This is a genomic window from Pseudoduganella sp. R-32, from assembly GCF_049913245.1.
Taxonomy (GTDB): Bacteria; Pseudomonadota; Gammaproteobacteria; order Burkholderiales; family Burkholderiaceae_D; genus Rugamonas.
The window spans coordinates 1,924,567-1,948,658 of the sequence record NZ_CP183987.1 but is presented as its reverse complement, the minus strand read 5'-3'; the positions used below and the strand labels follow the sequence as shown (position 1 = coordinate 1,948,658).

The following is a 24,092-nucleotide window of genomic DNA, read 5'->3' as shown; positions in this document are numbered from 1 at the left end:
TTAGTGCGTATAAGTCAGGCTCACAAAATATCGACGTCCGGAGAAGGCCAGCTCGTTCACGCGGAACAGGTCGCCGGCATCGGTGACTTGTTCCTGGTCGGTCAAGTTCTTGCCCTCGATGGAGAAGGTCAGGTTCTTGTTGAAGCGGTACTGGAATTTCGCATCCAGGAAGCCTGTCTTCTCCTGGAAGTTCGGATTACCCGACACGTCATTACCGCCGGTGAAGAAGCGGTCGCGATAAGTATATGCGATACGTGCGTTGTACTCATTGCGGTCATACCAGAAGGCGATGTTGTAGCTGTTCTTCGACAAGCCCGGATATGGCAGCTCGGTCCCGTCCAGGGCATTCACCAGCGCCGTGCCGGCAGCGTACTTGAACTTCATGCGCGTGTAGTTGGTATCGATGCCGAAACCACCGAGCCAGCCAGGCAGCATGGTCAAGGCCGTGCGTGCCGTCAGCTCGATGCCCTTGGTGGTTGCGCCCTGGCCGTTGATCGGTTGGGTCACGTCGAACAGCACGCCATCCTTGAACAAGTCGACCTTGGGCACTACCGCCTTGTCGACGATGTAGCTGGTGATCTTCTTGTTGAACAGGCCCATGCTCAACTGGGTATCCTTGCTTGGATAGTATTCCAGGCTCAGGTCAGTATTGGTTGCGCGGTATGGCTTCAGGTCAGGGTTGCCGGCCTTGCAGTCGTCAACGCCATCGCCCCCGAATTGCGCCAGGCCACTGCCTGCGGTACAGGTGGCGTTCGGCACCAGCAAGTCGATCTTCGGACGCGCCAGCACTTTGCCCCAGGCGGTGCGGACCAGGAAAGTGTCGGGGACAAGCCACAAGCCGGCGTTCACGCTCGGCATCCAGTCGTGATAGGTGTTGTCGACGGTAGCGATGCCGTTGGAAATGACGCGGTCGACGAAAGACGTGCTGCCAGGCGCGGTGGCGACCCGCACCTGGTATTTCGCCAGACCGGTGGCACTTTCCTGGGTACGGGCATAACGCACGCCGATGTTGCCGAAGAGTTGGCGCTCTGCCAGCTCGGTGCTGAAGTCCAGGCGGCCGTAGCCGGCAAGCACGCGTTCCTCCGCCTTGAATGCAGGAATCTGCGGATAGGTCTTGCCGTCGCTGCCCGGTGCGTTGTACAGGTATTGGTGGGTAAAATTCGACGTATCGAAATAAGGCGCCGCTGCCTGGTAGTTGGGGCTCAACCAGCCCGAAGGCATGTTGCTGACGCCATCGAAGCCCTTGAAGAAGGTGCCCGGCGAAGTTCCGCGCACGGCGGCCACCAGCGCTTCCATCTGCGCCGCATTGATGTACTTGGTCGAAGAAGTCGACGAGATAAACGGCTGCACGTCCGCAGCACGCACGACACCGGTCTTGTTCAAAGGATCGTAGATCAGCGTCTGGTTGACATTGGCCTGCAATACGTTGACGTCGTCCGCAGTCGAGGCCAGGTTCGCACCGTTGCTGGCCAGGTAGCCGCCGCCGCCATATTTTTGCGCCGTCGAGCGGCGGCCCTGCACGCCGAACCACAGCTTGCGGAAGAATGGGTTATCCAGCTTGTACTTGAAATCCAGCTTGCCCTGGTCTTCCGTGTTCTTGGTTTCCGAAGGCCGGTATTGCAGCTGTACTTGCGTATAGGAGGTGTTGGCATCCGGCGAATACCCTGACGGGAATTCGAAATGCGGCAAGCCTTGCGCATCCAGCGACACCTTCAGGCCGGGCGCATTCTGCGTCATCGAAATATTATTGCTCTGCGAGCTGTATTTGGACTTCGACGTATTCAGCAAACCGTCCACCTCCCAGGCGCCGGTCTTCCAGTTGAATCCCGTGGACAGGTAATCCGAGCGGACCTTCAGCGAGAAGTCGCGCGCCGACGTACCGAAGGCGCCCTGTCCGCCGGCGCCGCCCACATACAGGCAGTTGCCGACTGTGTATTGGGTCACATAATGGTTCTGCACCGTGACGCCTGCGGGAGTGTTCGTGGTTGGGACGCCCACGCAGCTGCCTGCGGTGGTCGGGACGCCTGTGGCGGGGTTATACACCGGCGCGGTGCCGGCATTGGACAGGCGGCTGACGTTGCCCAGGTCCGTGCCGAAGTTGCGGTCATTCAGGCGCTGGTCCTGGTCATTGCCTTCGTAGCTGACAAAGGCCCGCAAGCCCGGCGTGAACTGGTATTGCGCCGTCAGTTCCGCCGAAGTGCGTTGATGGTCGCGGGTCCAGATGCCGTAGCGCGAAATACCCGGCGAATAGTCGGACCATTGCGCGTTGCAGGCGGTGCGCTGGGCCGAGGTCAGCGTCGTCGACGCGCAGCCGGCAGGCGTGCTCACAGCCGCCACGGCCGGGTCAAGGCTGGTGACGGTCTTCTCCGGCGAGAAGTCCCAGTCGCGCAGGAAGCGCCACGAAGTATTGCGCGCGTAGTCGTTGCGGGTGAAAACCTTGTCGTAGACGATATTGGCCATCAGGCCCAGCTTGCCGTCCAGGTATTTGTCGGCCAGCAGCAAGCTGGCACGCGGCTGCGCGCCGCCACGGCTCGTCGCGCGTTCGGCCGAAATTGTAGTGCTGAGGGTGGGCTTGGTGAAGTCCAGCGGCTTGCGCGTGGTGATGACCACCGTACCGCCTACGCCGCCTTCCGTCAGGTCGGCGGTGGTTCCTTTGTAGACGTCGATCGACTGGATCAGTTCCGATGCCAGCTCGCGTAATTCCGCGCCGCGGCCGCCGCCATCACCCGTGGCCAGCACCGACATGCCGTTGATCTCCACCCGGTTCAGGTCCGGCTCAACGCCGCGGATGGAGACCTGCGAGCCTTCGCCGAAATCGCGGGTCAACTGCACGCCGGTGATGCGCGACAGCGCCTCGCCCACGTTCTTGTCCGGGAACTGGTTCACGTCTTCCGCCACCAGCGAATCGGAGACGGTGCTGCTGCGGATCTTGCGTTCGATGGCCGACGCCACGGAAGCACGCGTGCCGCTGACGGTCACCACATGCGTCGCTTGCTGCTCCGCCTCCTGCGCAAAGGCGCCGCTGGCGACCAGTTGCGATACCAAAATGTACATCGTTCGATTGAACAGTCGGACTTTCCTGTACTGCGGCTGACTCACGGTGATCTCCTTGTTGTAGTTTTGCTTGCTTGGTGAGCCGATTCTAAGTGAGCCCTGTAACGAAAAATCACGGCTCTGCCAAAGAATCACTACGATGATCAAAGTGTTGAAAAAAACCCCCAGTTAAAGGCGTTCTACGAATAAGGATATGCTTGCTGCAATGCGCAAACGATCAATCCGGTGATTGCTTGTTACGCGCAGGCGCAAAGAAAAAGCCCGCCGGCTCTTGCGAGGCGGCGGGCTGGCGCGATGCGCTGAGGCGATTACGCGTTTTCTTTGGAAGCGCGCTTGCGCTCGTGTTCCTTCAGGTAGCGCTTGCGCAGGCGGATCGACTTAGGCGTGATTTCCACCAGCTCGTCGTCCTCGATGAATTCCACTGCGTATTCCAGCGACAGCTGGACTGGCGGAACCAGGCGCACTGCCTCGTCGGTGCCGGAAGCGCGCACGTTGGTCAGCTGCTTGCCCTTGATCGGGTTCACGACCAGGTCGTTGTCGCGCGAGTGGATACCGATGATCATGCCTTCATACACTGGGTCGTTGTGCACCACGAACATGCGGCCGCGGTCCTGCAGCTTCCACAGCGCATAGGCAACGGCCTGGCCGTCGTCCTGGGAGATCATCACGCCGTTGCGGCGGCCAGCCATTTCACCCTTGGAGGTGTCGACCGGAGCGTAGGCGTCGAACACGTGCGACATCAGGCCGGTACCGCGGGTCAGGGTCATGAATTCGCCCTGGAAGCCGATCAGGCCGCGCGCAGGAATACGGTACTCCAGGCGCACACGGCCCTTGCCGTCCGATTCCATGTTCTGCAGGTCGCCACGGCGGCGGCCCAGTTCTTCCATCACGCCGCCCTGGTTGGCTTCTTCGACGTCAACCGACAGCATTTCGTACGGCTCGTGGCGCACGCCGTCCACCATCTTGAACACAACGCGTGGACGCGACACGGCCATTTCGAAACCTTCGCGACGCATGTTCTCGATCAGGATGGTCAGGTGCAGTTCGCCGCGGCCGGACACTTCGAAGATCGTGTCGTCATCGGTCGGGGCAACGCGCAGTGCCACGTTGGATTTCAGTTCCTTGTCCAGGCGGTCGCGCAGTTGGCGCGAGGTCACGAACTTGCCTTCGCGGCCAGCCAGCGGCGAGGTGTTGACCATGAAGTTCATGGTCAGGGTTGGTTCATCCACGGTCAGCATTGGCAGCGGATCAGGGGTGTCGGCCGCGCACACGGTGGAACCGATGCCGATTTCCTCGATACCGTTGATCAGGACGATGTCGCCTGCGACAGCTTCGTCAACCAGCACGCGCTCCAGGCCCTTGAAGTTCAGCACCTGGTTGATGCGGCCCTTGATCGGGGTAGCGCCTGGACCGTCGACAACGACCACGTCCTGGCCTGCTTTCACGCGGCCACGGTTGATACGGCCGATACCGATCTTGCCCACGTAGGACGAGTAGTCCAGCGAGGTGATTTGCATCTGCAGCGGGCCGTCCGGATTGTCGTCGCGCACCGGCACGTACTTCAGGATCGCTTCGAACAGCGGCTTCATGTCGCCGCCGCGCACGTCTTCGGTCAGGCCGGCGTAGCCGTTCAGGCCCGATGCGTAGATGATCGGGAAGTCCAGCTGTTCATCGGTTGCGCCCAGCTTGTCGAACAGTTCGAAGGTCTGGTTGATCGCCCAGTCAGCGCGCGCGCCGGGACGGTCGATCTTGTTCAGCACCACGATCGGCTTCAGGCCCAGGGCCAGCGCCTTGCGGGTGACGAAACGGGTCTGAGGCATCGGGCCTTCCTGCGCGTCGACCAGCAGCAGCACGGAGTCGACCATCGACAGCACGCGCTCCACTTCGCCGCCGAAGTCGGCGTGGCCTGGGGTGTCGACGATGTTGATGTGGGTGCCTTCGTACTCAACGGCGCAGTTCTTCGACAGGATGGTAATGCCGCGTTCTTTCTCCAGATCGTTGGAGTCCATGACGCGGTTGTCAACCTGCTGGTTCTCGCGGAAGGTACCGGATTGCTTCAGCAGCTGGTCCACCAGGGTGGTTTTGCCATGGTCAACGTGGGCGATGATGGCGATGTTGCGAATTGCGCGTTTAGTATTAGACATGATTTGTGTATTGACAGGAATTCTGCACGTGCGGAAGCACTGAACCCACTAGTATAGCATGGTGTGGCGCGACTTAGAAACTGAGCAGCTCTTTCAACTCGGCTGCGTTGCGGCGCGAAATTTCCAGCACCTTGCCGCAGGCGAGGGTCACGTCGTAGCCTAGATTCATCGACTCCTCGATGCGCACAATGGACTGCAGGTTGACGATGTGCTGGCGATTGGCGCGGAAGAAGAACTGCCTGGGCAGGCGGGCCTCAATGCTGTTCAACGACTTCTTGACGTAGGCGCTCTTCTCGCCGAAGAACACCCGTACGTAGTTCCTGCAGCTCTCGATGTAATGGATCGCGTCAAGCGACACCAGGTGGCAGCGGTCGCCATCCTTGATAAAGATCCTGCTGTTAAATTCCAGTTCCGGCTTGTGCGCCTCACCCTCGTCCGAGGCGCCGGGGGCACCCGTCAGCTTGGCTATGGCCAGGGCCAGGCGTTCGGCGCTGATCGGCTTCAGGAGATAATCGACCGTATGGAAGTCGAAGGAACGGATGGCATGTTCCGAATAGGCGGTGGTGAATATCACGCGCGGCACATAATCGAGCTGCTCCAGCAAATCAAAGCCTGTGGCACCGGGCATATGGATGTCGAGGAAAACAACTTCGGGCCGCGTCTCCCGCATCAATGCCAGCGCCGTGCTCGGATGGTCCGCCTGTCCGATCACGTCCATCGCGGGGAAAGCCTGCAGCATGCGCACCAGCCCTTCGCGCGCCAGGCGGGAATCTTCAACGACAACAGCTTTCACTTTGCATATTCCTTGGGTAATGTCACGGTCACTTTAAACTGGCCGGCGCTGCGCTCGACCAGCATGGCGGCCAGTTCGCCATACAGCAGCTTCAAGCGGCGTTCGATATTCTGCAAACCGATACCCATGCCGCCTGTCTTGCCGGGCGCCTGTTGCGGCGTATCGTTGCAGACTTCGAATACGAGGCAATCACCGCGGTCGGCCAGGTCCACCGCCAGCCTGCCGCCGCGCTGGAGGTTCTCCAGGCCATGCTTGACCGCATTTTCAACCAGCATCTGCAGCACCATCGGCGGCACCAGGGCGCCGTGCAATTGCTCGGGAATGCGGATCGCGAAATCCATGCGCTCTTCCAGCTGGATCTTCACGATGTCCACGTACTGGTGGATGATGGCCAGCTCACGCCGCAAGCTCACCTTGTCATGGCGACTGCTTTCCAGTGAATAGCGCAAGATGTCCGACAGCGACGTCGTCATGCGGTCGGCCAACTGCACGTCCTCATGCATCATGAAACGGATGTTGTTCAAGGCGTTGAACAGGAAATGGGGGTTGAGCTGGTTTGACAGGCTGCTCAACTGGGCTTCCTTCAAGCCGTTTTGCAGACGCAAGGTCTGCAATTCCGTCTCCCGAATGCGTCGCATCGAGGTGACGCTGGTATAGATGAAGCACCAGATGCAGACAAAGAGCTGGCTTTGCACCGCCTGTTCAACGAACGAATCGAAGTAATAGCGCCGGGGATCGAACGACATCCCGAGAGCCTGGTACTGGACACGCACATCGCCGATGAACGGCGGAGCGACAAGCGACACGACCAGCCCCCCGATGGCGATGCCCGCCACCGCGCTGTAGCCCACCGCGATGAAAACAAGGCGTCCCATGGACAGTCGCTGCCATGCGCGGCGCAGGTAAAGCCAGCGGAAACACAGCACTGCCACCGTGTATACCGGCATCCACACCGTGCTTGCCAGCAGCTTGCTGGCGACGCGGTAGCCGGCGAAATAGATCATCAATGCCGACACCGCAAAGCCAAGGGCGAGCGCGCTGCCATGGAAGATCCAGAACTGCCTGTCGCGCGGGAAGAAGAAGGGTTGACGCATGCAGGTGGCAGGCAAAGGATTCGAGTACCGCATTCTAGGTGACTTTTATGCAATAAGCGAGCTATGCGCCTCACCACGCCCGAATACGCTCATCCGCCGGCTTGAACATGGCATCGCCCGGCTTGGTGGCGAACGCCTCATGGAAGGCGTCGACGTTCACTGCCGGCCCATTGGCGCGAAACTCGTTCGGCGCATGGGGATCGGACGCCAGCAGCTGCAGCACCCGTTCGTCGCGCGCCTTCTTGCGCCAGCTTTTTGCAAAGTTCAGGAAAAAGCGCTGCTCGCCACTGAAGCCGTCCACCAGCGGCACGACTTTGCCGGCAGATGCGAGCTGATACGCGCGGAACGCCACCTGCAGCCCGGCCAGATCGGCCATATTCTCCGCCAGCGTCATGGCGCCGTTGACGTACTTGCCCGGCAAGGCCTCGTAGCGCGCGTACTGCGCTTGCAGACGCTGCCCGATTTCCTCGAAAGCTTTGCGATCGGCATCGGTCCACCAGTTGCGCATGACGCCATCGCCATCAAACTGCGCGCCCATCGAATCGAAACCGTGGCTGATCTCATGGGCAATCTGGACCCCGATACCGCCGTAGTTGGCCGCATCGTCCGCTGCCATGTCGAACAAGGGCGCCTGCAGCAGGCCGGCCGGCAAGTTGATTTCGTTCAGCATCGGATCGTAGAAAGCGTTGACGGCAATCGGGGACATTGCCCATGCGCTGCGGTCCATCGGTTTGCCCGCCTGCGCCGCCTTGTATTCCCACTCGAAACGACGCGCTCGGTGACGGTTGCCAAGGGCATCGCCGTCACGCACGACAAGCCCGGCATAATCGCGCCACTGCTCCGGATACCCGATCTTGGCCTGGTATTTGGACAGTTTGGCCAATGCCTGCTCACGTGTCGCCGCGGACATCCAGCTGCTGTCGGCAATCACCTCGCTATAGGCGCCCAGCAGGTGATCGACCATGGCGCTCACGCGCGCCTTGTGCGCAGCCGGGAAATGGCGTTCGACATACACTTTGCTTAACGGTTCGCTCAAGGCCGTGCTGAGCTCGATGATCGCGCTTTCGGCACGCGGCGCTTCAGCGCCCAGGCCGCCAAGGGCCCTGCCCCTGAAAGCAAACCTGGCGTCGCGAAAAGCCTTCGGCAATACCGGTGCCGCTTCGTCCAGGCTGCGCAGCTTGAAGTACATCTTCCAGTCGTCCAGGGGAACTGCGGCGAACAGCGCGGCAATGGCCTTGGCCGGCGCAAGCTGCGCCACCGTTACCGCCTCGTCCACGGGCATGCTGGCGGCGCGCATGAAGGCCGGCCAGTCGATGCCGGGCGCATGCCGCAGCAGCTCGCCCGCGTTCATCGGGTTGTGCATCAGCGCCGGATCGCGCGCCTGCGCCAGCGGAAGCTGGACTGCAGCAATGCGCTGTTCAAGCGCCAACACGCGTGCAGCCATCGCTGCGGGCTGCGGCTGGCCCGCCAGCGCCGCCAGCGCCGCAAGGTACTCGCGGTAGGCCGCGCGCGCTTTCGCCATCGGAACGTCGTCCGGCGACAGATAGTAATCCCGGCTCGGCAAGCCAAGCCCGCCTTGCCACATCATGACGCGGTTCAGCGTCGGATCCTTGAAGTCGGCAAAGCCGCCCCACAGCCACAGCGGCGTCTCGATGCGTCCCTGCGCCCGTCCCATCCACCGGGCCAGCTCACGGCGATTGCCAATCGCGTCAATCTCGGCCAACAAGGGCCGGACCGGCGCCAAGCCTGCCTTTTCAATCCGTCCGGTATCCAGGTAGGCCGCGTAGTAGCTGCCGATCTTGCGCTCAATGCTGCCCGCGCGCTGCGGCCGCGCGGACAGCTCCTCGACGATTTCGCGCACGCGTTGATCGACGATATCGGGCAGCTCCGCACCGTAGGACTCGGTGCGGCTGGCGGGAATAGTGGTGGTCTCGATCCAGGCGCCGTTGACGGCCCGGTACAGGTCATCCTGGATGCGCGGCGCAGCGGCGCCGGCCTGGGCGGCGAGGGAAGCCAGCACGGCCAGGCTGGCAAGCTTCAGCAGTTTCATGGTGAGCCTTTCGAATGAATTGGTGGTTCATTCTCGGACCTCTTCCTTGAGCCTGGAAAAAAAGGGGCCGAACGGCGCTATGCGGGGACAAGTGGCAAAAAACCTGGGCGCTCAGGCAATCGAAATCAGCAGACTGCTTCGCTCGTCCTTTGCCATACGGAGTAGCGCGAGAGTCTCGCGTACTGCATCTTCGCTTTCGGAATGTGCATGGTCCTGCAACCTGTCGCAAAAATCCGCCACCTCATGCGGCAAGAGCCAGGACCAGCGGAACACGCCGTCTGCCGATCGAAAAGTATGGCCGCTGCACTCAGCCAGCGTGTTGCCCGCGAACAGGCGCCGATAGTATTCGCACACTTCGGGGCTGGCAGCCGGCAGGACCCGCGCGAGCTCCATCGGGTAGCAATGCCCGGTCGCCGGCGTGACGTCCTGCTCTCCATGCCGGGCGGTCATGGTGCAGAAGATCCAGTAATCGTGCATGAGGCGGTCGATCAGGCATGCTTCGTCCAGATGGGCAGTCTTCAGCGCTGCAGCGCCGCGCAGTGAAATGTCCGCAAGCTTGGCCAGCGCCGCAGGCGGATATTCGCCGGATAGTTCTCCTGCCAGGTCAAGAAGCCAGCTTTCGAATTCGGCGGCATCGGCGAGAAACCTGGAGCGGAGGCCGTCAGGTGCGCCGAGTTCAAAGTACGCCTTCACGCAGCTGCGATCAAGCGCTCCGGCGCCAGGATGGCATATTCGCCGAAGATGCCAGTGCCGAGCAGGCGGCCGGCTTCATCGTAAATGCGCACCCGGCCCTCGTATGGCGTGGGGACGGCAATGCTCGGCTCTTTGCCGAGCGGCAGGCGTTGGCCGTGCAGGAAGCGTTTCGCAAGGTCGGCGTTCAGCAAGATGCGCGGGAAAGAGGACAGCAGAGCGTCCACTGGCGCCAGCAGCTCGCGTGGCGCAGCGTGGGCGGCCAGGTCTTCCAGCGCGACCATCTTGTCGGTGGTCAGCGCGCCGACTTGCGTACGGCGCAGGGCATTCAGGTGCGCACCGCAGCCCAGGGCGGCGCCGATGTCTTCGCCCAGCACGCGGATGTAAGTGCCTTTGCTGCAGGTGACTTCAATGCGCAGGAACGGCGCCTCATAGCCGACGATTTCCAGCTTGTGGATCACCACGTCGCGCGCCTCGCGCTCAAGCGTAATGCCTTCGCGGGCGTATTCGTACAAGGCCTTGCCATCGCGCTTGAGCGCGGAGTACATCGGCGGTACTTGCTTGATCGGGCCGCGGAAACGGGGCAGCACGGCTTCAATGTCTGCCAGCGTCGCGCCGACGTCGCGCGTTTCCAGCACCTGGCCTTCGGTGTCGCCGGTGTCGGTGCGCACGCCAAGGTGCACGGTGGCCAGGTAGGTCTTGTCGGCTTCCAGCAGGTCTTGCGAGAACTTGGTCGCTTCGCCGAAGCACAGCGGCAGCAGGCCGGTGGCAAACGGGTCGAGCGTGCCGGTGTGGCCGGCTTTTTTCGCGTTCATGAAGCGCTTGGCCTTGATCAGGGCGTCGTTGCTGGACAGGCCAACCGGCTTATCGAGCAGCAGCACGCCGTTCACAGCGTCGCGCACGCGCTTTACACGTGCTTCGGTCATTCTTCGTCTTTGTCTTCTTCGAAGTCGGCGGCGCGGGTGGCGTTGGCCTTGTCGATCAGGGCGGACATCGCCATGCCGCGCGAGGCGGACATGTCGTGCAGGAAGTGCAGCTGCGGCAAGGTGTGGATGTGCAGGCGCTTGCCCAGCTGGTTGCGCAGGTAGCCGGCGGCGGCGGCCAGGCCGGCCAGGGTGTTCTTGATCGACTCGGGATCGTCCTTCAGGGTGGTGAAGAAGACTTTCGCATGCGCATAGTCGGGCGTCAGCTGCACTTCGGACAGGGTAATCATTCCGACGCGCGGGTCCTTCACTTCGAAGGCGATCAGCTCGGACAGGTCTTTCTGGATTTGATCCGCCACGCGCAGGCCGCGCTGGGGGATGGATTTGCTGTGTTTTGCCATGATTTTCTTTCCTTTTAAACCGGTAAACCTGTGTCTGACCCGCAGGGTCAGACACCGATACGCGGCTGCCGTGGGCCAGGTGCCTGACCCTGCGGGTCGGGCATCGGTTTGCCGGTTTTCATAAAACTAAAAGGCGGGTGCCCTGCCCCGCTCTCGCGAGGCGGGAAGCACCCGCCGTGTATCGCGCCGTCCTGCTGTTACAGGGTACGGGCGATCTCCTGCACTTCGAACACTTCGAGCACGTCGCCTACGACGATGTCGTTGTAGCCCTTCAGGTTCAGGCCGCACTCCAGGCCGGCGCGAACTTCCTTCGCATCGTCCTTGAAGCGCTTGAGCGAGTCGATCTCGCCGGTCCACACCACGATGTTGTTGCGCAGCAGGCGGACGGAAGACGAACGCTTGACTACGCCATCGGTAACCAGGCAGCCCGCAATCGCGCCGACCTTGGAGACGTGGATGACCTGGCGAATCTCGACCTGGCCGGTAACGTGTTCGCGCTTCTCCGGCGCCAGCATGCCCGACAGCGCCGCTTTGACCTCTTCGATCGCATCGTAAATGATGTTGTAGTAGCGGATGTCGACGCCGTTGGTCTCGGCCAGCTTGCGCGCCTGTGCATCGGCACGGGCGTTGAAGCCGATGATGACTGCCTTGGAGGCGGTCGCCAGGTTGACGTCCGATTCCGAGATGCCGCCCACCGCTGCGTGCACGATCTGTACGCGCACTTCGGAGGTCGACAGCTTCTGCAGCGAGCCAACCAGCGCTTCCTGCGAGCCTTGCACGTCGGTCTTGATGATCAGCGGCAGATTCTTCACTTCGCCTTCGGCCATCTGGTCGAACATGTTTTCCAGCTTCGCGGCTTGCTGCTTGGCCAGCTTCACGTCGCGGAACTTACCTTGGCGGAACAGGCCGATCTCACGGGCCTTACGCTCGTCAGCCATGACCATCGCTTCTTCACCGGCGGCCGGCACTTCGGTCAGGCCCTGGATCTCCACTGGGATGGAAGGACCTGCTTCCGCGATCGACTTGCCGTTCTCGTCCAGCATCGCACGGACGCGGCCGAAGGACGAACCTGCCAGCACCACGTCGCCGCGGCGCAGGGTGCCAGATTGCACCAGGATGGTGGCCACAGGACCACGGCCCTTGTCCAGGCGAGCTTCCACCACCAGGCCGCGCGCAGGCGCTTCCACCGGGGCTTTCAGTTCCAGCACTTCGGCTTGCAGCAGCACTTGCTCCAGCAGGTCGTCGATGCCCTGGCCGGTCTTGGCGGACACCGGCACGAACGGCGAATCGCCGCCGTATTCTTCCGGCACCACCTGTTCGGCCACCAGCTCCTGGGTCACGCGGTCAACGTTGCCGCCTGGTTTGTCGATCTTATTGATCGCCACCACCAGCGGCACGCCTGCTGCCTTGGCGTGGGCGATTGCTTCCTTCGTCTGCGGCATCACGCCGTCGTCGGCCGCCACCACCAGGATGACGATGTCGGTTGCTTTCGCACCGCGGGCACGCATGGCCGTGAAGGCTTCGTGACCCGGGGTATCCAGGAAGGTGATGATGCCGCGCGGGGTTTCCACGTGGTAAGCGCCTATGTGCTGGGTAATGCCGCCGGCTTCGCCCGACGCGACTTTGGCGCGGCGGATGTAGTCCAGCAACGAGGTCTTGCCGTGGTCGACGTGGCCCATCACGGTCACCACTGGTGCACGCGGGGTTGCTTCGTATTCGGCGTGCTCGCCCTGGTCGGCCAGCAGCGCTTCCGGATCGTCGACGGCAGCAGCGAAGGCCTTGTGGCCCATCTCTTCCACCACGATCATCGCGGTTTCCTGGTCCAGCACCTGGTTGATGGTGCACATCTGGCCCAGCTTCATCAGCTGCTTGATGACTTCGGATGCCTTGACCGCCATCTTGTGCGCCAGTTCGGCCACGGTGATGGTTTCCGGCACGTGCACGTCATGCACGATCGCCTCGGTCGGCTGCTGGAAGTTGGTTTCGCGATCGTCATGATGACCGCCGCGGCGACCGCCCTTGCCGCCTGCACGCCAGCCGTCACGGCCGCCTGCATTGGCGCCGGTGTTGCCACCGCGGCCTTTGCCTGCACCGCCGCCCGGGGCGCCACGGCGCTTTTCATCCTGCCAGGTCGAAGCCACGTTGGCCGACTTGATGGATTTCTTGTCGCCTGGCTTGCCTTCTTTCTTGTCGCCGGCTGGAGCTGCTGCGGTAGCGGCAGGCTTCTTGTCGGCTGGCTTGTGCAGGGTGCCTTCGGCGACTTTCGGCTTGGCTGCAGCAGCGGCCGGAGCCGGCTCAGGAGCCTTCATGACGCGACGCGGCTGGCTCATCATCAGCTTGATCTGGGCCACTTCGTCTGCAACAGCTTTACGGGCACGTTCGGTCGCTTCGGCGCGCTCGGCGGCTTCCTTGGCGGCGATTTCGTGCTTGCGCTTGGACTCTTCGGCATCGGCCAGGCGCTTCTTCTCTTCTTCTTCGGCAGCGGCTTTCTGCGCGGCGCCGGCAGCAGCGGCAGCAGCGGCCTTTTCGGCGGCGGCCTTGTCGGCTGCAGCTTTCTTGGACTGTTCTTCCGCTACGCGCTTGGCTTCCTCTTCGGCGGCTTTGGCCTGGGCAGCCTTTTCCTCGTCGAGCTTGGCCAGGCGTTCCTGTTTCTCTTTCAGCTCCGCTTCCTGGCGGGCGATCAGCTCGGCCTGGCGGCGTGCTTCTTCTTCACGGCGCGCCTGTTCGGCAGCGTCGATCACCGGCGCGGCCGGCTTGGCGGCGGTGGTGGTCACCACGTCGTCGCGCTGGACGAAGGTGCGCTTCTTGCGCACTTCGACCTGGATGGTGCGGGCCTTGCCGGAGGCGTCGGCCTGCTTGATCTCCGTGGTCTCTTTACGAGTCAGGGTGATCTTTTTCTTTTCGCCCGGCTCTGCTCCTGCGCCGTGGGTACGGCGCAGGTGTTCCAGCAGCTTGTCCTTATCATCTTTTGACAATGGATCTGACGCCGAACTCTTTTCGACGCCAGCAGACTTCAGCTGCGACAGCAGCAAATCTGCAGGCATCTTCAGTTCGGTGGCAAATTGGGCTACGTTGTTACTCGCCATTCAGTCCTCTTTTCTATGTGTCTCGATGATAAATAAAGCTGCTACTGCTGTTCAGGCCATTCTTTAGGCCTTGGCCGCTTCGGACGATGCCCAGGCCTTGGCTTGCAGGGCCTTGGCGCGATCATCGTACTTACCGTCGACCAGCTTCATTTCATCGTCGGTCACATTCTCAAACTCATTCGAAATCAGTTCACGCGCGCGGTCGCTCGACAATGCCAGGATGGCGCCGAACTCGTCATAGGCCAGACCGGCAAATTGCGCCAGGGTCTTGATGCCTGCGAGGCCCAGCTTGCCCGCGGTGACGCGGTCCATGCCTTCCAGGCCAACCAGCTGCTCTTCCATGCCTTCCAGGCCTTCTTCCGAAGCGATGGCTTCGGTCACCAGGGCGTCGCGGGCACGGGTACGCAGCTCGTTGACGGTGTCTTCGTCGAACGCTTCGATGTCCAGCATCTCGGAAATCGGCACGTAGGCGATTTCTTCCAGGCTGCTGAAGCCTTCTTCCACCAGGATGTCGGCCACTTCCTGGTCCACATCCAGCTTTTCCATGAACAGTGCGCGCACTGCAGCGGTTTCGGTCGCCAGCTTGTCGGCCGATTCTTCCGCGGTCATGATGTTGATCTTCCAGCCGGTCAGCTCGGAAGCCAGGCGCACGTTCTGGCCGGAGCGGCCGATGGCGATTGCCAGGTTTTCTTCGTCAACCACCACGTCCATCGCGTGCTTGTCTTCGTCAACCATGATCGAGGACACGTTGGCAGGTGCCAGCGCGCCGATCACGAATTGCGCTGGATCTTCCGACCACAGCACGATGTCCACGCGCTCGCCGCCCAGCTCGCCGGTCACGGCCTGCACGCGCGAACCGCGCATGCCGACGCAGGTACCGATCGGGTCGATGCGCTTGTCGTTGGTGTGCACGGCGATCTTGGCGCGCACGCCGGCGTCGCGCGCAGCGGATTTAATCTCCAGCATGCCTTGTTCGATTTCCGGCACTTCCAGTTCGAACAGCTTCATGATGAACTCTGGCGCGGTGCGCGACAGGATCACTTGCGGGCCGCGCATATTGCGGTCAACGCGCAGGATGTAGGCACGCACGCGGTCGCCGATACGCAGGTTTTCCTTCGGGATCATCTGGTCGCGCGGCAGACGGGCTTCGATCTTGCCGGATTCGACGATCGCATCGCCGCGTTCCATGCGCTTGATGGTGCCGGTGACCAGCGCGTCGCCGCGCTCCAGGAAGTCTTGCAGGATCTGCTCGCGTTCAGCATCGCGCACGCGCTGCAGGACCACTTGCTTAGTGTCCTGGGCGAAGCGGCGGCCGAATTCCACGGATTCGATCGGCTCTTCGATGTATTCATCGACTTCGATGTCAGGGATCTGCTCTTTCGCTTCGAACAGCAGCACTTCCTGGTCAGGCAGTTGCAGGCCGGCTTCGTCCGGCACTACGTGCCAGCGGCGGAAGGACTCGAACTCGCCGCTTTCACGGTCGATCGAAACGCGAATATCCACTTCGCCTTCATAGCGCTTCTTCGTGGCTTGCGCCAGTGCGAACTCGAGCGCGCCGAACACGACTTCCTTGTCGACGTTCTTTTCGCGCGCCAGCGCATCAACCAATAACAATACTTCGCGACTCATGCTTTGCGGCTCCCAAAATTCACCTGCGGCACCAAGCGTGCCTTGTCAATGTCCGCGAGCGTGAAATTCAGCACCGCAGGACCTTCTTTACCTTCAAATTCAATACCCAGTTGATCGCCTTCAGGCTCCGTCAGGATGCCCTGGTAGGACTTGCGATTTGCAGTGCCTGGAATGGCCATGCGCAGCTTGACGATCGCTTCGGAGCCGGCAAAGCGGACGAAGTCGCTGAACTTGCGCAGCGGACGGTCCAGGCCAGGCGACGAAATTTCGAGGCGTTCGTAAGGAACGTTCTCGACCGTCAGCACGTGCGACAGTTGGTGGCTCACCGTGGCGCAGTCTTCAACCGTGATCGGGCCCTTTTCTTCTGCATCTTCCGCCGTGAAGTCGATATAAACACGCAGCAGTCCGCGTTCGGCCCGTTCGAAATCGACCAGGTCGTAGCCGAGGCCAGCGACGGTTTTTTCAATCAATTCAGGCAGTTGCAAAAGAAATCTCCAGATACTTAAAACGATTCAACCAAAAAAAAATGGGCAACTGCCCATCTTTCGTTACTGCAGCCAGATGAAAGCACTCTCGGCAAAAATACCTGCGAAGAACTTTAACTAGGCTGCTCATTATAGCGCCTTATTGACTTCGCTGCAATGCCGCATACCACATCGGACGAGGGTGTAACAATAGGAAGGTGCTCAAAAACCAACACCTTAAACCGGCACTGCAGTCGGACGGCCGCCCCGTCCGACCCGCGGGGGGCAGACACTTGTACGCTACTGCCGCTGGCTGGGCAGGTGTCTGACCCTGCGGGTCAGACACCGGTTTACCGGTTTTAGCCCTTACGGCGGCGCGGCATGCCATGGTCCGAAGCCCCGCCGCGCGGCTGGTGCCCGCCGCGGCGCTGCTGCCCCTGGCCGTGGCCGTGGCCCTGGCCAGCGAAGCCAAAAGTCGTCATCAGCGGATCCGGCTGGCGAGGACCGCTACCCTGCCCCTTGCCTTTACCCTTACCCTTGCCGCCGCCAGCACCACCGGCGCCACGGCCACCCGGCTGCTGGTCACCGAATCCGGTGAAGCCGCCGCCATGACGCGGCGCACCATAGAACGCCCCCTGCCCCTGGTTGCGGCCACCGCGCGGCGCCTGCGGGAAAGGATCGGCATTCTTGTTGCTCACATCCATGCGGTTGCCATTCGGCTCGCGCTCACGTTCACGCTTGCCCTGGCCTTGACCCGGACCGCCCTGCGGCTTCTTACCCTCGCCAGCACCAGCGCCGGCGCTGCCTTCTTTCTTGAAGCCGACAGCCGTCAGCAGGTCGCGCACCGAATTCTCTTCCATCTCTTCCCAGCGACCGCGCTTCAAGTTCGAAGGCAAGGTCAGCGCGCCGTAACGGGTACGGATCAGGCGCGACACAGTCAGGCCGATCGCCTCGAACATGCGGCGCACCTCGCGGTTACGGCCTTCGCCGATCACCACGCGGTACCACTTGTTCACGCCTTCACCGCCGCCATCGGCGATCTTGGTGAACTGCGCCATGCCGTCTTCCAGCTCGACGCCGGCCAGCAGTTTCTGGCGCATGCCCTCTTCCAGCTCGCCCAGGGTACGCACCGCGTATTCACGGTCGATGTTGTAGCGCGGGTGCATCAGGCGGTTCGCCAGGTCACCGGAGGTGGTGAACAGCAGCAAGCCTTCGGTATTGAAGTCCAGGCGGCCAACGGCCAGCCATTTGCCGGTCTTCATGGTCGGCAGGCGGTCGAACACCGATGGACGGCCATCCGGGTCGTCGTGCGACACGATTTCGCCGGCCGGCTTGTGGTAGACCAGCACGCGCGGCGGCTTCTTGGAAACCTTGCGCTGCACCAGCTTGCCGTTGATGCGGACCGCATCGGTCGGCAGGATGCGCTGGCCGATGTGGGCCGGCTCGCCGTTCACCGACACGCGGCCGGCGATGATCAGCTCTTCCATGTCGCGGCGCGAGCCCATGCCTGCTTCCGCCAGCACTTTGTGCAACTTCGGTGCATCGTCTTCCGCCGTCAGGTCGCGGCGCGCCTTGACCGGCTTACCGGAACCGCCCTCGTCGCGGTCGAACGCGTCGGAGGTCACGAAGGAGAACACCGCATCGGCTTCGGACGACTTGTCCTTGGCCTTCATCTTGTTGCCGAAGGCGCCCGGCACGCGCTGCTTGCCCTGGCCGCCCTTGCCCTGGCCTTGAACCTGGCCGCCTTCGCCGGCTTGCGCGCCCTGGCCTTCGCCATGCGCCTGCTTGCCGTGCTTGCCCTTCTTGCCTTTGTGCTTGCCATGCTTGTCGTGGCGCTTTTCAGCAGGGACTGCACTTGGCCATGGGCTCGCACCGTCGCCGCCCTCAGCGGCGGCCAGCGCGGCGCCCTCGGCAGGCACTGCTTCGGCGCCGAGTGCCGCCACGGCAGCCTTTTCAGCCTGGCGCAGTGCGCGCTGTTCGCGCATCTGGCGCGGGCCGCGCGGCGCACGGCCGCGATCCTTGCCCTGGCCTTCCCCACTTTCGCCGGCCTGCGCTGCCCCCGCAGGTGCCGGTGCGGCCGGCTCTGGAGCTGCTTCCGCAACCGGTGCCGCTTCCGCCACTACAACCTTCTTGGCACGCGGCTTTTTGACCGGAGCGGCTTCCGCGCTCGCAGCAGGCTGCTCGCCCGCCACAGCTTCGGCCGCGGCTTTGGTACGGCGCTTGGGCTTTGGCGTTTCGCCGGCCGCCAGGGCGGCAGCGTTGTCAGCCTCGATCTGCGCCTTGGTGCGGCGTTTCGGCTTGGCGGGTGCGGTCTCGGCGGCTGCCGGGGTACCGGTTTCTGGGGAGTTATCAGGCTTGTTCATTATTCGTTTCTGCTAAGGGCTCGACGTTATCGGGCGCCGGGTCATCTGTTACCGGCGGCGCCTCGTCTGGCGTCGCCTCTTTCTCTTCTACTACTTGTGCTTCCTGCGCCGCCTTCTCGAAGTTCTCGGTCAAGCGAGCCTCCAGTACTTCCAGCGGATTTTCATTCTGCGTATCGCTGATCTGCTGCAGCGGCGGCAATTGGGACAGCGATTCCAGTCCCAGGTCGTCCAGGAACTGCTTGGTCGTGCCCAGCAAGGCCGGGCGGCCCAGCACATCGCGGTAGCCGACCGTATCGACCCAGCCGCGGTCTTCCAGCATCTTGATCGTCTGCGAGTTCACCGCAACGCCGCGGATTTCCTCGATATCGCCGCGGGTCACCGGCTGGCGGTAAGCGATGATGGCCAGCGTTTCCAGCGTGGCGCGCGAATATTTCTGCGGTTTTTCCGGATTCAGGCGATCCAGGTACAACTTCATTTCAGGCCGGCTCTGGAAGCGCCAGCCGCTGGAGAGGCTGACCACCTCAATGCCGCGCCCTTGCCAATCCTGGCGCAACTCTTCCAGCAATTCCTTGATCGTATCAGCGCCGACCCCAGCTCCGAGCGGATTGCCCTGGTCGTCGGTTTCGACGTACAGCTTTTTCAGGCTGTGGATCGATAAGGGTTCACGGGCGCATAGCAGCGCAGCTTCGAGGACTTTCTTAGCCTCTGCATTATCCATACACTACATTTGGTTGTGTAACTAAGTAAGAAGGCGCCGGACCGCTACGCGCCGGGGCGAGAGTCTCAGGTGGAGAGCGTTTTCAGGGCGAAAACAAGGCGGACGACAGGCGCCGCTTCATCCAACTTGGCCAATTGTACCTGATAAAAGTCAGGAGAAGTGTAAAAGCCTGCTCGCTTAGCCGGCCAGGCGCTCGGCCAGGATTGCCGAAACACCAACAAAAGCCGGGTACTCGGCAGTGATCACATAGGTAGGAATCGCCGCCAGGTATTTGTTGAAGCGCCCTTTTTCCTCAAAACGGGCGCGGAAGCCGGAACGGTCGAAGCGCTCGCCCAGGCGCGGCACGATGCCGCCGCCAATATAGATGCCGCCCGTCGCGCCCAGTGTCACGCCGAGGTTGCCGGCAATGGTGCCCAGCATGGTGCAGAAGTGCTCAATCACATCGTCGCACAGCGGGCACTCGCCGGTCAGCGCGCGGCGCGCAATCTCCGGCGCCGGCAGTACCGGCTCCTCATGGCCGCGCTGGGCCACCAGCGCGCGGTAAATCAGTTCGATGCCGACGCCGGACAGCAAGCGCTCCGCCGACACATGCGGAAATTCGGTCCAGGCGTATTGCAGGATCGCCACCTCTTCCGGATTCATCGGCGGGAAGCTGACATGGCCGCCCTCGCTCAGCAGTGCGGTCCAGCCGGCTGCCGACGGGATCAGGCCCGACACGCCAAGGCCGGTGCCGGCGCCGATCAGGCCAAGCGGCGCGCCGGCTTGCGGCGTGCCGCTACCGACCTGGCGCTTCTGGTCATCCGCCAGCAGCGGCAGCGAGCGCGCCAGCGCGGTGAAATCATTGGCCACCACCAGCACCTCGAAGCCCACTTCCAGGCGCAATGCCTCGATCGAAAACTCCCAATGGTGATTGGTCATCTTGACGTAATCGCCATTGACCGGATTGGCGATCGCAATCGCACCATGACGCACGCCCAGGCCGGCAGCCGCCACCACATCCGGCAGCGCCAGGTAAGCCCTTAGCGCATCGGCCAGCGTTGCATAAGCTGCGCCGGACAGCACGTGGATATGCTCAATCCTGCCTGGCGCCAGTTCCAGGGCAAACCGGGCATTGGTCCCACCCACATCGGCCAGCAGGCGCGGGCTTTGGAAGAAGGCAGGCGTGACAGGGATGGTCTGGGCAGTCATGGGCACAAGCGATTAAGTTGAGCCTTAATCCTAAGGGATTTGTTAGCCGAGACGCAAGGAATTCTTTGTAGTTTGAGTACAAGAAACGTAAAAATTAGGTACACACACTACATTACGCGATATTTCGACGGTAGTATGACTACTCCAGCTTGCGTAAAAAAGTCGGGGTCAGGTCTGGCAATCCGCCAAAAAAGGCACGCACGTGCCTTTTTTGGCGGATTGCCAGACCTGACCCCGACTTTAATTAATGACGGGAGTCGGCGGGGGTGAGGCTGTCGGGGGTCTGTTCGGCGATCACGGCGGATTCGCCCTCGCTGCGGAAGGCGGTATTCCAGGCATCGAGGCCGCCGTGCAAGGGCTTGGCGCGCTTGTAGCCGTGGGAGTGGAGCTGCTTGGCGACCTTGGCGGCGGTGACGTCGTTCGGGCAGCTGCAGTAGACGATGATGTGGCGGTCCTTCGGCAGGGATTTGATCACGGCCAGCGGGTCGCTGGCGCCTACCAGCAGGGCGCCCGGCACCGGCGGATCCAGCAATTGTGCGGTGGCGCTGCGGGCATCGACCATTACCGGATCATGGCCCGAATCGAGCAACTCTTTCAGTTCGTCGATGCTGATGCGCTCGGTCTGCATGGCCTTCTGGAAGCGGCGCCGCTCGATGAACTTGGCCAGCACGAACAGGCCGAGCAGGATAGCCAGCACCGTCAGCGCGGTCGACCCCATGGTCGACAGCACGTCCAGCACCTTGTCCACGTCGGCATGGAAATAGGCCCCGATCAGCAGTCCGGTGGCGCTCCACAGCAGGCCGCCCAGTAGGCTGAAACCGAGGAAGGTGGGCACGCCGGTGCCCAGCGCGCCTGCCATCGGTGGGGCAATGGTGTTGAAGCCGGGGATGAATTTGGCCACCACCATCGACTTCGGCCCCCATTTGCGGAAGTTGTCTTCCGTCTGGCTGACGCAGTAGTCCGGCGACAGCGAAATCTTGCACAGCAGCTTGAGGATGCGCTTGCCAAAACGGCGGCCGGCGCGGAACCAGAAGAAATCGCTGAGCAGGCATGCCAGCATGGCAACGCCCAGCACCACCGGAAACGGCGCGCTATTGCCATTATCGATGGCCAGCGCACCGGCCACGATCAGCACCGGATAGGCAGGAATTGGCAACCCCATCTGTTCGACCAGCACCACGGCAAAGACGATCAGGACACCATACTGCTGCAACAAGGATATTAGGTTAGCCATAGTTCGACTATGGTAGCGCAAAACGAGGGCTAAGGCAGGGCTCCCTCGACGTACTGCAGCGACAGCTGTTGCTGCAGCATCCGGAACAGCCTGTCCTGTTCCACCGGCTTGTGCAGGAAGTCGTCGGCGCCGGCCGCCAGGGCCTGTTGCCGCTCGCCGCCAAAGGCCGTTGCCGCCATCAACACCACGCGCGGCTGCGGCAGGCTGTGATCGGCGCGCAGGCGGCGCGTTGCTTCCAGCCCGTCCAGCACTGGCAGGCGCCAGTCCATCAATACCAGTTCCGGCTGCGACTTGGCGATGACATCCAGTGCCTCCATGCCATCGGACGCCTCCTGAACCTCGAAGCCGGCCGGCAGCAGCATGCTGCGCAACAGGTGGCGGCCCTCGACACCGTCATCCACCACCAGGATGCGCCGGCCCTGGTGCATCGGCGCCAGCTGCGGCAGGCGCGCCAGGGGCTCGCCGGCATCGGCCTCTTCCGCCTCGATGGTAAAGCGGAATACCGTGCCCGCTCCCGGCCTCGGCCCGGGCTCGACTTCCAGCTCGCCGCCCATGATGCGCACGTACTGGCGCGAAATCGCCAGGCCAAGGCCGGGGTCTTCTGGAATGCCAGCCTGTCCCGCGCATACTGCAAACGCCAGGCCATGCCGCCCGCCGGGCAAGCCCGTCGGCCGCAGCGACAGCGTGATCGTGCCCTGGCGCGCATGCTTGAGGACATTGGTCACCAGGTTGAGCAGCACATGGCGCACCTTGGCGCCATCCATCATCAGCGCGCGCGGCAAGGCGCCGCATTCCATCTTCAACGCCACCCCGGCCTGCACGGCACGCTCGCCGACCATATCGCACACATCGCGCAGCAGCTGCGCCACGTCGACCGCTTCCCGGTGCAAGCTGACGCCGCCGGCCTCGATCCGCGACAGCTCGAGGATGTCGTTGATCAAGGCCAGCAAATGCTGCCCGCTGCGGTGGATGATCGCCATATTGCGTTTTTCATCGGCCGACATGGTGGTCGAATGCGCCATCAGGCGCGAAAAGCCGATCACCGAATTCAGGGGCGTACGCAGTTCATGGCTCATGGTGGACAGGAACACGCTCTTGGCGCGGCTGGCCGCCTGGGCTTCGGCGACCGCTACCGACAGGGCTGCCGTGCGTTCGCTCACCAGTTCTTCCAGGTGGCTGCGGTGGCGCCGCAACTCCTGCTCGCTTTCGGTAGCCTCGGTGACGTCGATGCTGACGCCGACCATGCGCACCACCTTGCCCTGCGCATCGCGGAAGGAGCGAGCCATTGAACGCAAGTGGCGCAGCGTGCCGTCAGGCCGGCGGATGCGGAATTGCAGGGAAAAGTCGCGCTCGCCGTTCAAGGCGGCCGCCACTTCGGCGCGCGCGCGCTCCCGGTCTTCCGGCACCACGCGCTCCAGCCAGGCCTTGTAGTTGCCGCCGCCCAGCCGGCTGCCAAGGCCGTACTGGCGCATGATCTCGTCGTCCTGCATCAATTCGTCGTAGACCACGTCCCAGTCCCAGATGCCGATGCGTGCAGCGCGGGTGGCAACGCTGAGGCGTTCCTCGCTCTCGCGCATCGCGCGGTAGCGGCTGTCGAGCAGCTCCCACATCTTGTGGATGGACTCTTTGAGGGTGCGCAGTTCGCCGTAGAAGCAGGCCTTTTGCGGCGTATCGCCCATGACGTACTGGCCTACAGCCTTCAGTGGCCGCAGGATCAGGAACCACAGCAAGCCGTACAGGCTGGTGACCAGCGCCGCGGCCAGCACCAGGATCGCCATCAGGTTGGCGCGGCGCTGGTCCTGCAATTGCTGCAGCATATAGGCTGGCGTTGCGAAAACCTTGATGGTGCCGATCGCGGCGCCATCGACGACGACCGGGCGCTGGGCCACCAGCATGTCCGGCGTGGTTGCCAGCGGCAGGCTGGTTTCAAGTTTGTCGCCGGGGCCGCGCTGCACCACCAGCTCACGCTTGCTGCCCGTGCCGTACAACACGATGGCATGCAGGTCGCGCTGGTTCATGCTGGCGCGCATGATGGACAACACTTGCTTGTCGTCGAAATTCCAGGCTGGCATGGCTACCCCCAGCGCCAACTGGTCGGCGCTGATGTTCAGCACGCGCTGCAGCTCTTGCCAGCGCTTGCTGCTCTCCGAGGAATAGGAATAAGCGGCGAACACCAGCAGCACGGCGCTGACGATGCTCGCTAACGCCACGCTGACCAATAATGCGATGGAGGCAACTTTGTTCGAACGCAAAGACCTGCT

16 protein-coding genes are annotated in these 24,092 nt (G+C 62.4%); all 16 read right to left on the bottom strand.

What is annotated here, in order from left to right; all coding sequences use genetic code 11:
* Window positions 1-3,054 carry a TonB-dependent receptor gene (locus tag ACN9MU_RS09010; protein WP_426321785.1) on the bottom strand — a complete coding sequence of 1,018 codons (3,054 nt, stop codon included), beginning with the start codon at window positions 3,052-3,054 and terminating at the stop codon, window positions 1-3.
* 308 nt (window positions 3,055-3,362) lie between these two features.
* Entirely contained in the window at window positions 3,363-5,198 is a 1,836-nt protein-coding gene (typA, locus tag ACN9MU_RS09005; RefSeq protein WP_426169847.1) for a translational GTPase TypA, read from the bottom strand.
* A 73-nt stretch (window positions 5,199-5,271) separates the two neighbouring features.
* Window positions 5,272-5,991 carry a LytR/AlgR family response regulator transcription factor gene (locus ACN9MU_RS09000; protein ID WP_426321783.1) on the bottom strand — a complete coding sequence of 240 codons (720 nt, stop codon included), beginning with the start codon at window positions 5,989-5,991 and terminating at the stop codon, window positions 5,272-5,274.
* Window positions 5,988-7,085 (bottom strand): sensor histidine kinase, encoded by a 1,098-nt coding sequence (locus ACN9MU_RS08995; RefSeq protein ID WP_426169842.1) that lies wholly within the window; start codon window positions 7,083-7,085, stop codon window positions 5,988-5,990. Before ACN9MU_RS08995 ends, ACN9MU_RS09000 begins: the two co-directional genes overlap by 4 nt.
* 70 nt (window positions 7,086-7,155) lie before the next feature.
* Window positions 7,156-9,135, bottom strand: a complete 1,980-nt coding sequence (locus ACN9MU_RS08990) for a M13 family metallopeptidase (RefSeq protein WP_426344442.1) — start codon at window positions 9,133-9,135, stop codon at window positions 7,156-7,158.
* Between the two features lie 111 nt (window positions 9,136-9,246).
* Complete coding sequence (locus ACN9MU_RS08985; protein WP_426321779.1) at window positions 9,247-9,828, bottom strand: hypothetical protein; 582 nt, start codon at window positions 9,826-9,828, stop codon at window positions 9,247-9,249.
* A complete protein-coding gene (gene truB, locus ACN9MU_RS08980) occupies window positions 9,825-10,751 on the bottom strand; it encodes a tRNA pseudouridine(55) synthase TruB (protein WP_426321777.1) in 927 nt (308 codons plus the stop codon). Before truB ends, ACN9MU_RS08985 begins: the two co-directional genes overlap by 4 nt.
* Entirely contained in the window at window positions 10,748-11,149 is a 402-nt protein-coding gene (rbfA, locus tag ACN9MU_RS08975; protein WP_426169831.1) for a 30S ribosome-binding factor RbfA, read from the bottom strand. The genes truB and rbfA overlap by 4 nt, the downstream gene beginning before the upstream one ends.
* 197 nt (window positions 11,150-11,346) lie before the next feature.
* Window positions 11,347-14,235 carry a translation initiation factor IF-2 gene (infB, locus tag ACN9MU_RS08970; RefSeq protein WP_426321775.1) on the bottom strand — a complete coding sequence of 963 codons (2,889 nt, stop codon included), beginning with the start codon at window positions 14,233-14,235 and terminating at the stop codon, window positions 11,347-11,349.
* 63 nt (window positions 14,236-14,298) lie between these two features.
* Window positions 14,299-15,864, bottom strand: a complete 1,566-nt coding sequence (nusA, locus tag ACN9MU_RS08965; protein ID WP_426169826.1) for a transcription termination factor NusA — start codon at window positions 15,862-15,864, stop codon at window positions 14,299-14,301.
* Entirely contained in the window at window positions 15,861-16,349 is a 489-nt protein-coding gene (rimP, locus tag ACN9MU_RS08960) for a ribosome maturation factor RimP (RefSeq protein ID WP_130315189.1), read from the bottom strand. Before rimP ends, nusA begins: the two co-directional genes overlap by 4 nt.
* A gap of 338 nt (window positions 16,350-16,687) precedes the next feature.
* A complete protein-coding gene (rluB, locus tag ACN9MU_RS08955; protein ID WP_426344441.1) occupies window positions 16,688-18,691 on the bottom strand; it encodes a 23S rRNA pseudouridine(2605) synthase RluB in 2,004 nt (667 codons plus the stop codon).
* The gene (gene scpB, locus ACN9MU_RS08950; RefSeq protein ID WP_426321770.1) at window positions 18,678-19,409 is read right to left on the bottom strand and encodes an SMC-Scp complex subunit ScpB; all 732 of its coding nucleotides are present in this window, start codon (window positions 19,407-19,409) and stop codon (window positions 18,678-18,680) included. The genes rluB and scpB overlap by 14 nt, the downstream gene beginning before the upstream one ends.
* Window positions 19,410-19,586: 177 nt before the next feature.
* Entirely contained in the window at window positions 19,587-20,597 is a 1,011-nt protein-coding gene (locus ACN9MU_RS08945; protein ID WP_426169817.1) for a glucokinase, read from the bottom strand.
* Between the two features lie 244 nt (window positions 20,598-20,841).
* The gene (locus tag ACN9MU_RS08940) at window positions 20,842-21,831 is read right to left on the bottom strand and encodes a VTT domain-containing protein (protein WP_426169814.1); all 990 of its coding nucleotides are present in this window, start codon (window positions 21,829-21,831) and stop codon (window positions 20,842-20,844) included.
* A 29-nt stretch (window positions 21,832-21,860) separates the two neighbouring features.
* Window positions 21,861-24,083, bottom strand: a complete 2,223-nt coding sequence (locus ACN9MU_RS08935; protein ID WP_426169811.1) for a response regulator — start codon at window positions 24,081-24,083, stop codon at window positions 21,861-21,863.
* Window positions 24,084-24,092: the final 9 nt, after the last annotated feature.